Source organism: Methylocystis sp. Sn-Cys, assembly GCF_016745395.1.
Classification (GTDB): domain Bacteria; phylum Pseudomonadota; class Alphaproteobacteria; order Rhizobiales; family Beijerinckiaceae; genus Methylocystis; species Methylocystis iwaonis.
The window spans coordinates 86,002-99,490 of sequence record NZ_JAERVJ010000002.1; the positions used below are offsets into that span (position 1 = coordinate 86,002).

Below are 13,489 nucleotides of genomic sequence, written 5' to 3' on the forward strand. Positions count from 1 at the left end.
GAAATGGTGACAGCGTGACCCGAAAGGTGTGGAATTCGGTACCGCCGTGTTGATTCGGAGGCGGGCGAGGGTCACTGATTAATCGACCTTTGCGTCGTAAGACACAACGCTAACCATTTCGAGAAAGCACTCCATGAGCGCAGCGAACGCTTCCGCCCCGTCGCCCTCAATCCATGAAGAGATGCGCGCGCACGAGCCGTCGATGGAGGAAATTCTCGCTTCCATCCGCCGCATCATCGCCGACGACGACACGCTTCCTGGCGCGCGTCGCGAGCGCGAGGAACGTCGTCGCCGCGACGCCGAGCGCGCCATCGCAGAGCAATCCGCCGCTCTCGTCCCGGAGGCTGTTGCGCCGGAAGCCGCCCTGCAGCCGGCGCCTGCCGCCGAAGAAGAGCCGCATCTCGCTTCCGCGGCCAAGATCAGATCGCTGCCGCTGCGTCTGAACCGCGCGCCGGAACCCGTCCAACTGGTCGAGGAGACGGACGCGCAAGAAGAAGACGATTATCTCGAGGAACCGGAGCTTTCCGAGCCGGTGGATTTCGCCCCCGAAGCCCCGACGGACGACGTCGACGACGACAGCGCCGACATCGTCGAATATGAAGCCGAAGACGCGCCGTTGGTCTCGGCCGAGGCCGCCTCCTCGGTCGCTTCGCAATTCCAGACGCTCGCGGCGAGCATGATCCTCAACGACAGCGGCCTCCTTCAGAAATACGCGCAGGAGATGCTGCGCCCGATGCTCAAACAATGGCTCGACGACAATCTTCCGGTCATTGTCGAGCGGCTGGTGCGCGCCGAGATCGAGCGCGTGGCGAGAGGCGGGCGCCGATAAAGCAGGCCCGGCTTTGACGGCCCGTTAACGATAACGATAGGAGTCGGCGCTAGCGTTTTGCTCATGCACCGACTCCGCCTGTTTCTTCGCTCGCTGATCTTGCCCGTCACACTGTTTTGTGCGGCCGGCGCGGTCGCGAGCTATTTTGTCTGGCACGGCGTCCACGGCCAGCGCGGCCTCAAGACCGGCGAAGAATATGAGCAGAAGCTCGCGCAGCTCCGCCTCGAACGCGACATGCTGAAGCTGCAGCGCATGCAATGGGAAGCCAGAATCGCGCTTATCAAGGGCGAGAATATCGACGCCGATATTCTCGACGAGGAAACGCGCAAGAGCCTCGGTCGCGTGCACAAGAACGAGGTGGTGATATTGCTCCCGGAAGGCGAGACGCCGTAATCCGCTCATACCGCTTCCGTTTGAACAGCTCGCATCGGGCAATCCAGGGCGGCGATGCGGCCCTGGATTGCTTCGTCGGCTCCGCCTCCTCGCAATGACGGTGGCGACCGAACGGCGCGAGCGTCGGGAATGACGCTGGACCAATCGAGCGAATCTCATATTACCTGAGCGAATATCGTCCCGCGGGTCGCGGCGGGCCCTCGCTTTCGACCAATCCGCGCCCGACCAAATCCTCCAAATGCGCGAAGACATTCATGGCCGCGGCGCCGTGGAGTCGCTTGTCGACGCCCTCATAAAGGCGCGCGACCATCTGGGGGATGGTGTCGTCGCCCTCGGCCAGGCGTTGCAGGATCGCCGCCTCGCGGGCGTGGCGATGGTGGACGAGGGCGCGAAGATAGCGGGCGGGATCGCGCACGGGCTCGCCATGGCCCGGCCAGAAAATGCGATCGTCGCGCAGCCGCAGATTTTCGAGCGATTCCATGTAGTCGGCCATGGAGCCGTCCGGCGGCGCCACCACCGTGGTCGACCACCCCATGATATGGTCGCCGGTGAAAAGCGCTTTCTCCTCCAGCAGGGCGAAGCAGAGATGGTTCGCCGTATGGCCGGGCGTCTCCAGCGTTTCGATCGTCGCGTCGGGAAGATCGAGACGGTCGCCCTCTCCGAGAATGACATCGGGCGCATAGGCCGCGTCATGCGAGGCGTCGAGGCCGGGGCCGACGATGGCGATGTTGGGCGAGGGGGTATAGGGCGCGCAGCCGGCGATCGTCGCGCCAGTGGCTTCCTTCAAGGCGCGGGCCGCCGGCGAATGGTCGCGATGCGTGTGGGTGACGAGAATATATTTCAGCCGCTCGCCCGCGATCGCGGCGCGCAGGGCGGCGAGGTGGCGCGGATCGGCGGGCCCGGGGTCGATAATGGCGACCTCGCCGTGGCCGACGATATAGCTGCAGGTTCCCTTATAGGTGAAGGGCCCGCCGTTCGGCGCGACGATGCGGCGCAGCAGCGGAGAGACGCGCTCGGCGGCATGTTGGACTGGCGCGTTCATCTCTTTCTCCCTGGATAGGGTGGAAGATAGAAGTTTTGCGCCAGTCTTTCAAAAGGCGGATGCGAGCCGCCGGCTCACATCGGGAAGAGGGCGCCTTCGCGCTGCAGCAGGCTTTCCATCATATAGCCCACCGTGCCGTTGTAATTGACCTGGCACCAGTTCGCCTGCCAGCCCGCATAGCAGGCGCCCTTATTGACTCTCGAACCGCCCGGCACCGCGCCGATGACCTTATATTTCATGCCCGGGCCCTTATAGAGATTGGCGAGCTCCGAGGTGACGACCGGCGCGATCTCGACATTATTGCCGGACGGCGCGAGCACGCCCGCCGCGATATAGCCGCTGATTTGCCCGAAGGAGACCTTGCACCAGTCGCGCTTCCAGCCGCCCCCGCATTGCAGGACCTGCACATCGGCGCCGGCCGGGATGGTGGCGATGACGGGCCATTTCGGGCTCGGGCCCGAGCGCACATTGACGGGGCTCGTGACGGGCGCGGCCGAGGCGGCGCTCGCCAGGAGCGGCAAAAAGATCGCAGTAAGAGCGAGGCTTTTGTTGAGTCGCATTCGAATACTCCCTTCGAAAAATCTGTTTTGGTTTCGGCCAAGCAGCCGAGTGATAATGCTTTTAATGTGAAAAGGTTTCGCTTGCGTTTCAGTGGAAGTTACGAGCTTTCGGCATCGCCTCGCCTTTCGAGACGCGCATCGCCTCCAGGAGGCGCAGATCGGCGGAGAGGTCGTCGACGCGCTGCGCAACCACATGGATGACGCCCGATTCTTTTTGCAGCCGGCCGGTGACGGCGACATAGCGGGCGCCGATGATCTCGGCGCGTTGACGCTCCAGAAGCTTCGGCCAGACGATGATATTGGCTTGGCCCGTCTCATCCTCGATGGTCATGAAGACGACGCCCTTGGCGGTGCCCGGCCGCTGTCGCAGCAGCACCAGGCCCCCGACCGTGACCCGCCGCCCGTCGCCATCGGGGAAGCGCGAGAGCGCCTCGCAGGGCAGGGCGCCGCGCGCCTCCAGCCGGGCGCGCAGGAAGGCCACAGGATGGCCTTTGAGCGAGAGGGAGAGGAAACGATAATCCTCGACGATTTCCTCCCCCGGCGGCATGGGCGGCAGATGGGCGTCGGGCTCCAGTGGCGTGAAAGAGAGCGCGCGCAGAAGCGGCAGATCGTCCTTGTCGCCGACGCGATTGAGCCCCGCCGCCGCCCAGAGCGCATCGCGGCGCGAGAGGCCGAGAGAGGCGAAGGCGTCGGCTTCGGCGAGGCGTTGGATCGCCGCCGGGGAGAGCTCCGCGCGCAGCCAGACGTCGCGAACGGAATCGTAACCCTTGCCACGCCGCGCCACGAGACGGCGCATGTCTTCCTCCGCGACGCCTCTGATCTGGCGGAAGCCGAGGCGGATGGCGCGGTCGCCGATAATGTCGCCTTCCATCTCGGCGTGGCGGGGGTGGAGAGACTTGGGGGAATGACTGACGCTGGGCGTGAGTTCATCCCTCCCCTTTACGGGGAGGGTGGCGCAGCGAAGCTGCGACGGGTGGGGTAAGGCCCCATCAGCGTCGTTGCGGCTCGAGCCCCACCCGGCGGCCTGCGGCCGCCGACCTCCCCGTAAAGGGGAGGTATTGGTCGCCATGCTCCCCTGATCCTCATTTGTCCCTTGGGATTCACCCGCCTCCAAGGTCGCATCCCAATCCGACGCATTGATATCCACCTCGCGCACGTCGACCCCATGCTCCTTGGCGTCGCGCACGATCTGCGCGGGGGCGTAGAAGCCCATGGGCTGCGAATTCAGCAAAGCGCAGGCGAAGACATCCGGGTAGCGGCATTTGAGCCAGGCCGAGGCGTAGACGAGCAGCGCGAAGGAGGCCGCATGGCTTTCCGGAAAGCCGTAAGTGCCGAAGCCCTCGATCTGGCTGAAGCAGCGCTCGGCGAACTCCCGCGCATAGCCCTTCTGCGTCATGCCGGAGATCATCTTGTCGCGAAAGCCGCCGATGAGGCCGGCGCGTTTGAAGGTCGCCATGGCGCGGCGAAGCTGGTCGGCTTCCGAGGGCGTGAAGCCCGCCGCGACGATGGCGATGCGCATCGCCTGTTCCTGAAACAGCGGCACGCCATGGGTTTTGCCGAGCACCTGCTCGAGCTCTTTAGACGGATAGGAGACCGGCTCCTTGCCCATGCGGCGGCGCAGATAGGGGTGCACCATGTCGCCTTGAATGGGGCCGGGGCGCACGATCGCGACCTCGATGACGAGATCGTAGAAGCAATTGGGCCTGAGCCGCGGCAGCATGGACATTTGCGCGCGGCTTTCGATCTGGAAGACGCCCACAGTATCGGCGCGCGAGATCATGGCGTAGACACGCTCGTCTTCGGCGGGGATCGACGAGAGGCGATGCGCGATCCCGTAATGCTGCGCGAGAAGCGCGAGGCCCTTGCGCAGGCAGGTGAGCATGCCGAGCGCCAGCACGTCGATCTTGAGCAGGCCCAGCGCGTCGAGATCGTCCTTGTCCCATTCGATCGTGCTGCGGCCCTCCATGGCGGCGGGCGCGACGGGGACGACTTCATCGAGGCGCTCGCGCGTGATGACGAAGCCGCCGGAATGTTGCGTCAGATGACGCGGGAAACCTTCAATCTCCTCGGCGAGCGCCAGCGCCTTGGCGAAGCGCGGCTCGGATGCGTCGAGGCCGAGTTTGGTAATATCCTCTCCGCGCTTACCGCGCTCGCTGCCGCGCCCGAAGGCCGCCGACGACAGGCGGCCGACGAGATCATTCGACAGGCCGAAAGCCTTGCCGATCTCGCGAATGGCGCTCTTGCCGCGATAGGTGGTGACGGCGGCGGCAAGCCCCGCGCGCTCGCGGCCGAAGCGGCTGTAGATATATTGGATCACCTCCTCGCGCCGTTCGTGCTCGAAATCGACGTCGATGTCGGGCGGCTCGTTGCGCGCGGCGGAAACGAAACGCTCGAAGAGCAAATCGTGCTTCGTTGGATCGACTTCCGTGACGCCGAGACAAAAGCAGATCACGGAATTGGCCGCCGAACCGCGCCCCTGCGCGAGAATTCCCTTGCTTCGCGCGAAGCGCATGATGTCGTGCACGGTGAGGAAATAGGCGGCGTATTTCAACTCGGCGACGAGCGTCAATTCGCGTTCGAGTAGCGCCGAGACTTGATCGGGAACGCCTTGTGGGTAACGCGCCTTTGCGCCGTCGCGCGAGAGCGCTTCGAGCGCTTCCTGCTCGCTTGCAAAGCCCTCGCGCAATTCGCTGGGATATTCGTAAGCGAGATCGGTTAGGCGGAAGTCGAGCCTTTGCAGAAAGCGCGCGCTTTCATCGACGGCGCCTGGCGCGTCAATGAAGAGCCGCGCCATTTCGGCGGCGCTTTTCAAATGCCGCTCTCCGTTGGCGACGAGGAGAAAACCAGCTTCGTCGAGCGTCGTCTTCTCCCGGATGCAGGTCAGCGCGTCGGCGAGCGGGCGGCGTTCCACGACATGCATATGCGCGTCATTCACCGCGACGAGCGGCAGGCCGAGCTTTTGCGCAAGCTCGATGCGGCCGAGCAGCCGCGCGCGCGGGCGCGGGCCGAACAGGGCGGTCGCCGCCAGCCAGACGCGGCCCCGCGCCGCCTCCAACAGGGCGGGGGGCGGCGCGCCATTCTCCATGAGGATGAGCTGCTGGTCTTCGGCGAAGTCGAGAAGATCGGCGAGAAAAAGCGCGCAGTCGCCCTTCTCGGTTCGCATATTGCCGCGCGTCAGCAGCCGGCACAGGCGCCCATAGGCGGCGCGATCCTTGGGGTAGCAGAGAATGTCCGGCGTCTCGTCGCGAAAGACGAGCCGCGCGCCGACCGCTAGGCGAAAATCCTCGACGCTTTCCTGATGCGCCCGCAGATAGGAGAGGGCGCGCACCACGCCCGCGAGCGAGTTCCGGTCGGCGACGCCAATGCCGCAATGCCCGAGCGCCAGCGCCATCGCCGCCATCTCTTCCGGATGCGACGCGCCGCGCAGGAAGGAGAAATTGGTGGTTGTCGCAAGCTCTGCGTAGCGGGGCGGCGGCATGGCGCGGACGGAGGTTTTTGTTCTCCTAATGTTCTAGGTATTTTCTCCCGGCGTCAAGTGGCAGGACCGCGAGCCTTCAGGCTCGCATTTCCTCGAGCGAGCGTGAAGGCTCGCGGTCCATGGCCGGACAAAAAAGGCCCCGCCGCGGGAGCGAGGCCTCAAGTAGGCGATTACGCGCAGAAAACGATAAGTTATTTTTCGAGCAACACGCGCTCAAATGCTTACGCCTGAAGACGCCCTCCGACTGTTCTCAGTCGAAGACCGAGCCAAGTCCCACGCCGAGGACGCCGACCATGACGGCGATCGGGAGGACGGCGTAAGCGCCGAGCAGGATGGCGCCGATCGCGCCGCCAATTACGGCGCCGACCAGGCCGCCGGCGATCTTGCCCGTGTAGCTTTCTTTCTTTTCCGCCGAACCGGCGCCGGCGTTCCGCGTCGTCTCATTCGCCATGACATTCCCCCGATTGTTGGAATGGCGCGACTTCCGGGTGACCAGAAAGCGCGCGATCGCACCGCATCGCCAGATTGCTAGCGGCGTCATGTGAGAGAGCCATGAGAGTTTTGTGGAGCTGCGATGATCGTTCGATGAATTGAACGTCACCTGCTGGTCGCCGAAGTTTCGCAGGGGCGCGTAAGCCGCGCGCGGTTCAGGCTGCTTCCGACAAGCTTAGCAAAACGGCCGGCGCTGGGCGCCGGCCGAAATATTTTTAGCCGATTACTGCTGCGGCGCGGGCGCCTCGGCCGGCGCGTCGGCGGGAGCCGCTTTGGGCTTGGCCTTCGGCTTGGGCTTGGGCTTCGGCTTGGGTTTCGGCTTCGCCTCGGCTTTAGGAGCGGCTTCCGGCGCGGGCGCCTCGGCGGCGGCCGGCTCGCTTTGAAGCGGCGCGGCGGCAGGCGCGGGAAGCGGCGCGGGGGTAAAGGTCTCGGCAGCGGCGGGAGCAGGCTGCGGCTCCTGCGGCGCGGGCGCCTCGACGGCCGCCGGCGTCTCGGCGGGGGCGGACTCGGCCGCGGGGGCGGTCGAAACGTCTGGCTCCTTCGGCGCTTCCTCCGCCGCGGCGGGCTCCGCGGGGGCCGTTCCAGCAGGCGCCTCTTCGGTCTTCGGCGCCGTCAATTTCTCGATCGCCGCCCTCAGAGAGGCGACGCCCTCGCTCGGCGCCGCATAGACGCCGAGGCCGAAGCCGATCGCGCCTGCGACGAGAGCCGTCACAATGGTCGATAAAACACGCGCCATTCGATGCGTTCCTCCCAAAAAATCGCTGTGCTCATGCTACCGTGTCAAGCAGCCTCACAGATACGTGTATTGGAGGATCGTAGCAATTCTGAGACTTTGTTCGTGGGCGCCAAGCGGTTTCAGGCCCTTGCCGCCGCCAGCCGACAAGTGGCCTTTCACCCTGGATTTTCATGGCTTTCGTCGAACGCGGGCGCCGTGCCCGGCGGGCGGCGCCGTTGGCGTCTCAAACGCCCTGCGCGCTTTTTCCGATCGGCCAAAAGCGCCTCCGGGCGCGAATCGGCCCCTTTTTGACGCCGTGGCGGCCATGCGCGACACTCGCCCGTTCATCGCCGCTAGAGCGCATTCCGCAAAAGTTGGTAGACTCTTGCGAAAAGAATGCGCTCCAGCTTTTGAATCTGGGCGTTAGGGAGGAATGACGAGATGAGGAAAGGATACGCCGGCCTGTCAATGGCCGTTGGTGCGACGATCTTTATCGGACTGGGCGCCGCGCAGGCGCAGAACGCCGCACAGCTCGCCGCCATGGAGAGCAAATTCGCCGCCGCCGATAAGGACGGCGACGGCAAGCTCACCGCGGAAGAGGCCAAGGCCGGCATGCCGCGCGTTTCGGCAAATTTCGAGAAGATCGACAAGGGTCGCAAAGGCTTCGTGACCGTCGAGGACATCAAGGACGCGATGGCGGTCATGATGGGCAGGTAGACGCAAGGGCAAGTAGACGCATGGGCAAGTAGACGCGCGGCGATCGGCGCACCGTCACTTTATTTACGGAAATACGCCGGCCCCGTTGCGCGCTGCTTCGGGGCCTGTTTGTTGAACTTGCCGGGGTAAGGCCGATGGCGCCCTCGCGCGCGTCGCAAGAGCGGGAGTATCGAACGGCCACAGCATTCGATCGAGCATGATTGCTGCGCCACTTCCAGGCGTTTGCTATGGCTCGACGCTACGCGATCACCCGCTTTGCAGGCAATCGGCTAGCAGCGGCGCTGCTGGCGGATCTGCGCATCGCGCCAAGCGATATTCGTATGAGCGCACACGATCGATTGCAGATAAAGCGCCTGCTCGCCGCTGTGTCGAAGCAACTCAGCCGACGCTTGATACCAAATCTGTCCAACTTTTGATGCGCCGCCTTCAGACAGTAGCGTTAGGCGATGCGCTCGACCCTCGCGCCTTTTTTTGTCTCGGTGATCTCGAAGCGCATTTTATTGCGAGAGCCGTACATTTTGGCCGCGTTGCGCACGCGCTCGAACGGGACGCCGAGATAAATGAACGCATCGCCGCGGCGATACTCGTTGAAGCCGTAAAGATAAGACGACCGCTTGTTTGTCACTCTAGCCACTCGTTTCTCCTGTTCCTGTGTAAGCCCGAACCGGAAGACGCTCCGGCGTCTCACCCCGTTCCGGCGCTTCCAAGCCAAATATCGGCCATACAGCCAAAGATAAGTATCCGATTGGTTATTAAAAGATGCTCAAGAGCGGGCAGTCGATTCTCCGCCCGTCCGACTGTCACCGCGTTCGGTTCTGGCCAGTTTTTTGACTTTTGCTTCTTGGTTCTTTTTGCCTTTTGGGCGTCGCGTCATTGCGCGCCTTGCCCTCAGAGGAACCGCTCAATCTCTCGACGCGAATATTGTCGCCGCCAGGACGGCGCATGTTCGCGGCGAATTGAGCCGCCGCGCGCGACGAGATTTCGACTTTCGTTTCATGGTCGAAAATACGAATGACGCCAATATCCTGCCTTGCAACGTCGCCTTTCCGGCAGAGCATCGGCAACAGCCATTTCGGATCGGCGTTCTTCTTGCGGCCGATATCGAGGCGGAACCACACGCCGGGTTCGGACAGGCTGACGGAAGGCGGGCGTTTGCGCGCCTCTTCACACATTTGAGTGGCGGAGAGACGCGGCTTGCTGCGCGTATCGCGGCGGGCAGGCTCCTCCCCGGGATCCACGACTTCCTCGATCGACGGAAGACGCGAGCGATAGAGCCGGACCAGCGCTACGCCGATCTGCTCCGGCGTACGTTCGGCGAGAAGCAATTCCGCCACGCGAAAATCTTCTTCCGCGGGCGTTTCCGTCAGAAGCGGATCCTTCAGCATCCGGTCCTGGTCCAAATCCAGGATTTGCTGGGCGGTTGGCGGCCCGCTCCAATGCGCTCCCACGCCCGCGTCCGCCAACAGCCGCTCGGCGCGCCGGCGCCGCGAGGCGGGGATGAGCAGGGCGCTGACGCCCTTGCGGCCGGCGCGGCCGGTGCGCCCGCTGCGATGTTGCAGGGCTTCGACGTCGTGCGGAAGGTCTGCGTGGATCACCAAATCCAGATTCGGCAGGTCGATGCCGCGCGCCGCCACATCCGTGGCGACACAGACGCGCGCCCGCCCGTCGCGTAGCGCCTGCATCGAGTGGTTTCGCTCGTGCTGGCTGAGTTCGCCCGACAAAAGCGCCGCTGAAAACCCGCGCTCGAGCAAGGTTGCGTGTAAATGCCTGACCGACTCGCGCGTGTTGCAAAAGACGATCGCGGTCGGCGCCTCAAAGTAGCGCAAGAGATTGACGGTCACCAGCTCCGTCTCGTGCGGCGCCACGCGGATCGCCCTGTATTCGATGTCGGAGTGGCCGCGCGAACCGCCGGCGACGTCGATCCGCTGCGCGTCGCGCTGATAGCGCCGGGCGAGCGCGGCGATGCCTTTCGGCATGGTGGCCGAGAACATCAAGGTGCGTCGCTCGACAGGCGACGCTTCCAGGATGAACTCGAGGTCCTCGCGAAATCCGAGGTCGAGCATTTCATCGGCTTCGTCGAGTACGACCGCCTTGAGCATCGACGCATTCAATCCGCCGCGCTCGATGTGATCGCGCAGACGTCCCGGCGTCCCGACGACGATATGGGCGCCCTCCGACAGCTTGCGTCTTTCGAGGCGCGCATCCATGCCGCCGACGCAAGCGACGATGCGCGCTCCCGCATATTTGTAGAGCCAGCTCAACTCGCGCTCGACCTGAAGCGCGAGCTCGCGCGTCGGCGCGACAATGAGCGTGATGGGCGCGCGCGCGTCGGCGATCTGCCCGGTGTCGCCGAGAATCGTGGGGGCGATGGCCAATCCATAGGCGACCGTCTTGCCCGAGCCGGTCTGCGCCGACACGAGCATGTCGCCGCTGCGCGCCTGCGCCAGGACCGCGGCCTGAACGGGCGTGGCCGCTGTGTAGTTGCGCTCTTCGAGCGCACGGGCGAGCGCGGGGCTCGCGTCGAAGAAAGTCATTGCGTGAGGGGCCTGGAAAGTTGAGTGTCTCGCCGACAGGGCGCTTCTGTCGTGCGCGGATAGGGGCGAATCACCGTCAGTCTGCGGTGACAAGAGCGTCAGGGGCGCGGAAAACCAGGAAATTGCGGCGCAGCCGCATGCTGGTCAAGGCCATTTTAGGCTTTGCCCTTATGGAGCACGCTTTAATCATTCGCGCAACTGCGGTCTTTGCACGCTCAGGGCTCCGATCCAGGTTAACAAACCCCACGCAACCGCGTCATGCCCGCGCTTGTCGCGGGCATCCACGCCAGGACATGACGACACGCGGGGAGAAGAAGCGGCGTTGCTCCCGCTCATGTTCGCAGCTTTCTGCGTCGGCGCGGCGTGGATGGCCGCGACAAGCGCGGCCATGACGGGGTTCGCCGCCATTCCAGATCGCTCGCGGGCGAGCGATCGAATCCAGAGCAAACCAGCGCTTTTGTGGCTCTGGTTCCCGGTCGGGCTGCCCGCCCAGAATGGAAGTTGTATGAAAATGCGGTCATAGGCGCCGATTGGCCCAAAATGAGCGGGCGCCGGGAAAACGCCGCCAATTATCCCGGTTAGGCGCTGTTAGACTGGCGCTCGCCGGCGCAGTACCATACAGGAGAGGGGACAGGGTCGTTCGGCGGTCGAACGTGAAGTCCCCACCCTGAGATCTTCCCGATATCCGAGTTCTCGCAGCTTTCGCTTCGATGCCGGAGCATCGGGGCGCGTCATGTGGCGTCTCAGTAGGGGCCGTCCCTCACTTTCAGATCGGAGAACTCGTGCAGGTTCTGGTTCGCGACAACAATGTCGATCAAGCGCTTCGTGTGCTCAAGAAGAAGTTGCAGCGCGAAGGCGTGTTTCGGGAAATGAAGCTGCGCCGCGCTTACGAAAAGCCTTCGGAGAAGCGCGCGAGAGAGAAGGCGGAAGCCGTTCGCCGCTCCCGCAAGCTTGCCCGCAAGCAGGCGCAGCGCGAGGGGCTCCTGCCGTCGCCCAAGAGTAAGGCTCGCCCCACGAAGCCGCGTCTGGCGGCGCCTGCGCCCGCAGCCCAGGCCAATTGACGCTCACGCCGGCCACGGTCGTGGCCGGCTGCTAGCGCGCTTTCCGCTCGCATGGAAACATGCGGGCGATGAGAAAGCGCGCTAATTGCACCAAAGGAGAGCCCAGCCATGGCTCGTAAACCGGCTTCGAAGAGCGAATTCGTCCTTTTCGATGTGATCTATGAAGACGGCAGCCAGCGCTCCAATCGCCGCGTTCCGAAGGAAATTCTCGGCGGGCTCGACGGCGACGCGCCCGCGCGCGCAGCCCTCGAAGCGCAGGATCGGGAGATCGCCGAGCGCTCGGGGCAGCCGATGGCGGCGATCAAGACGGTGCGGCGCTCGTCCTGACCCGTTTCTAGTTCAATTCGCTTTGGTAAGCGGCTTCCCAGCTTGGATCTGATTCCAGATGGTCCAGCGGAATAGCTCGGCCCCGGATTCGTCAATCGCGCGAACCGCTTCGGGCCATTCCCAGATATTGGGGCTTGCGCGTCTGTCAGGAAGCTCCTCCTGCGCCCATGCAACGAACGCCAGTTCATCGGCGAATGGCGGCATGGAGACGCTCCCCACGAGGCGCCCAACGCCACCGCCAATCGCTAATTTGTAAAACTGGATACGGGCCATTTCTCGCCTGCGCTTTCCTGACAAGCATGCGAGGGGAAATCGGTGGGCGCTGGCCGTAATCAACCCTGCCTACATTCAAATTGCCGTCTGCGGCGCCGTCACTGAAGGCGACGCTGACGCAGGGCTCCGAATTCGGATTATCCCGACGTCATGGCCGCGCTTGTCGCGGCCATCCACGCCGCGCCGACGCGGAAAAGCTAAAAAGATGAGCGGAACAACGCCGTTTCTTTTCCTCGCGTGTCGCAATGTCCTGGCGTGGATGCCCGCGACAAGCGCGGGCATGACGTGGCTGATGGACGCTGGCCAAAGGCAGGCGGACGCTCGCCCGTCGATTGAGCGACATTGTCACGGACGCAAAGACGCCCTGGGCCCAAACAGATCACGAAGAGGGCCGCCATGAATTACAGACTTGCGATCATCGTCCTGGGCGTCGCGATGTTTATCGTCGCGATGATCCCTTATGCCTACAAGCCGAGGTGCGCGACGCCCGACTGCCCGCCGGAGCCTCCGTATTTTGGTGAGCGCGGCAGCCGCTAAGGCGGACAGCCGCAGAGGTTATTTACCGCGTTTAATCGCGATACCGGCGCTCGCCAGAAGCAGAAGACCGGCGAAGACCCGCACCGAAAGCAGTGGCGCGTCGCTCCTCGTCGCCAAGCCCTGAATGACGCTCCCGGCGCCGAAGAGTCCGCAAAAGAGCAGGAAAGCCCGGCGTTCTCGCTCGTCCGGGCGCCAGTCGCGAGACAGGGCGCGGCGCATGCAAATTCCGCCGACGCAAACCATGATGAGTGCGACGATAAGAGCGCTCACACCGCCCCTCGCCATTCCTGGTGAACTAGACGCCTGCCTGGCAGAGCAGTGGTCTTTTCGAACTTGGATCGCGTAGCCGGCGAGGTGGGAGGCGAGGGCAATTGTCGCGCGATCGTCATTGCGAGGCGCGAAGCGACGCGGCAATCCAGGGCAGGGACGGGGCTCTGGATTGCTTCGCCGCGCTCGCAACGACGCGTTCGCGCGCACTTTCCCGTCGCCTTGAGGCGCTTCTTTCTTTGCCTATGATTTCGTTGGGGTCTT

Annotated in this window: 15 protein-coding genes; 6 read left to right on the forward strand and 9 right to left on the reverse strand. The window is 64.1% G+C overall.

Annotated features, from left to right (window positions below; all coding sequences use genetic code 11):
* Positions 1 to 133: 133 nt before the first annotated feature.
* Both JJT62_RS05100 and JJT62_RS05105 read left to right on the forward strand, forming a co-directional pair.
* Entirely contained in the window at positions 134 to 829 is a 696-nt protein-coding gene (locus JJT62_RS05100) for a PopZ family protein (protein WP_202071629.1), read from the forward strand.
* Between the two features lie 63 nt (positions 830 to 892).
* On the forward strand, positions 893 to 1,222 hold the full coding sequence (locus JJT62_RS05105) for a septum formation initiator family protein (RefSeq protein WP_202071630.1): 330 nt from the start codon (positions 893 to 895) through the stop codon (positions 1,220 to 1,222).
* Positions 1,223 to 1,382: 160 nt separating this feature from the next.
* On the opposite strand, the gene JJT62_RS05110 is transcribed toward JJT62_RS05105, so the two are convergent.
* The 5 genes from JJT62_RS05110 to JJT62_RS05130 form a co-directional block, all read right to left on the reverse strand.
* Positions 1,383 to 2,264, reverse strand: a complete 882-nt coding sequence (locus JJT62_RS05110) for an MBL fold metallo-hydrolase (protein ID WP_202071631.1) — start codon at positions 2,262 to 2,264, stop codon at positions 1,383 to 1,385.
* Positions 2,265 to 2,338: 74 nt separating this feature from the next.
* Complete coding sequence (locus tag JJT62_RS05115) at positions 2,339 to 2,824, reverse strand: SH3 domain-containing protein (protein WP_202071632.1); 486 nt, start codon at positions 2,822 to 2,824, stop codon at positions 2,339 to 2,341.
* 88 nt (positions 2,825 to 2,912) lie between these two features.
* A complete protein-coding gene (locus tag JJT62_RS05120) occupies positions 2,913 to 6,302 on the reverse strand; it encodes an error-prone DNA polymerase (protein ID WP_202071633.1) in 3,390 nt (1,129 codons plus the stop codon).
* Between the two features lie 250 nt (positions 6,303 to 6,552).
* Complete coding sequence (locus tag JJT62_RS05125) at positions 6,553 to 6,753, reverse strand: hypothetical protein (RefSeq protein WP_202071634.1); 201 nt, start codon at positions 6,751 to 6,753, stop codon at positions 6,553 to 6,555.
* 264 nt (positions 6,754 to 7,017) lie between these two features.
* Positions 7,018 to 7,530, reverse strand: coding sequence for a hypothetical protein (locus JJT62_RS05130; protein WP_202071635.1), 513 nt, complete (start codon positions 7,528 to 7,530; stop codon positions 7,018 to 7,020).
* A 447-nt stretch (positions 7,531 to 7,977) separates the two neighbouring features.
* Here JJT62_RS05130 and JJT62_RS05135 point away from each other — a divergent pair, with 447 nt between their 5' ends.
* Together JJT62_RS05135 and JJT62_RS05140 are read left to right on the forward strand one after the other, a co-directional pair.
* A complete protein-coding gene (locus JJT62_RS05135; RefSeq protein ID WP_210340579.1) occupies positions 7,978 to 8,226 on the forward strand; it encodes a hypothetical protein in 249 nt (82 codons plus the stop codon).
* A gap of 200 nt (positions 8,227 to 8,426) precedes the next feature.
* Positions 8,427 to 8,642, forward strand: coding sequence for a hypothetical protein (locus tag JJT62_RS05140; protein ID WP_202071637.1), 216 nt, complete (start codon positions 8,427 to 8,429; stop codon positions 8,640 to 8,642).
* Positions 8,643 to 8,665: 23 nt separating this feature from the next.
* Here the strand turns inward: JJT62_RS05140 and JJT62_RS05145 are convergent, their stop codons facing one another.
* Together JJT62_RS05145 and JJT62_RS05150 are read right to left on the reverse strand one after the other, a co-directional pair.
* Complete coding sequence (locus JJT62_RS05145; RefSeq protein WP_202071638.1) at positions 8,666 to 8,860, reverse strand: hypothetical protein; 195 nt, start codon at positions 8,858 to 8,860, stop codon at positions 8,666 to 8,668.
* A gap of 166 nt (positions 8,861 to 9,026) precedes the next feature.
* A complete protein-coding gene (locus tag JJT62_RS05150; RefSeq protein WP_202071639.1) occupies positions 9,027 to 10,760 on the reverse strand; it encodes a DEAD/DEAH box helicase in 1,734 nt (577 codons plus the stop codon).
* Between the two features lie 782 nt (positions 10,761 to 11,542).
* On the opposite strand from JJT62_RS05150, the gene rpsU reads away from it, so the two are divergent.
* Entirely contained in the window at positions 11,543 to 11,821 is a 279-nt protein-coding gene (rpsU, locus tag JJT62_RS05155) for a 30S ribosomal protein S21 (protein WP_202071640.1), read from the forward strand.
* A 108-nt stretch (positions 11,822 to 11,929) separates the two neighbouring features.
* Positions 11,930 to 12,148: a hypothetical protein gene (locus tag JJT62_RS05160; RefSeq protein WP_202071641.1), complete on the forward strand. Its 219-nt coding sequence runs from the start codon at positions 11,930 to 11,932 to the stop codon at positions 12,146 to 12,148.
* A 12-nt stretch (positions 12,149 to 12,160) separates the two neighbouring features.
* On the opposite strand, the gene JJT62_RS05165 is transcribed toward JJT62_RS05160, so the two are convergent.
* Positions 12,161 to 12,421: a hypothetical protein gene (locus JJT62_RS05165; protein WP_202071642.1), complete on the reverse strand. Its 261-nt coding sequence runs from the start codon at positions 12,419 to 12,421 to the stop codon at positions 12,161 to 12,163.
* 555 nt (positions 12,422 to 12,976) lie between these two features.
* Positions 12,977 to 13,177 (reverse strand): hypothetical protein, encoded by a 201-nt coding sequence (locus tag JJT62_RS05170; RefSeq protein ID WP_202071643.1) that lies wholly within the window; start codon positions 13,175 to 13,177, stop codon positions 12,977 to 12,979.
* Positions 13,178 to 13,489: the final 312 nt, after the last annotated feature.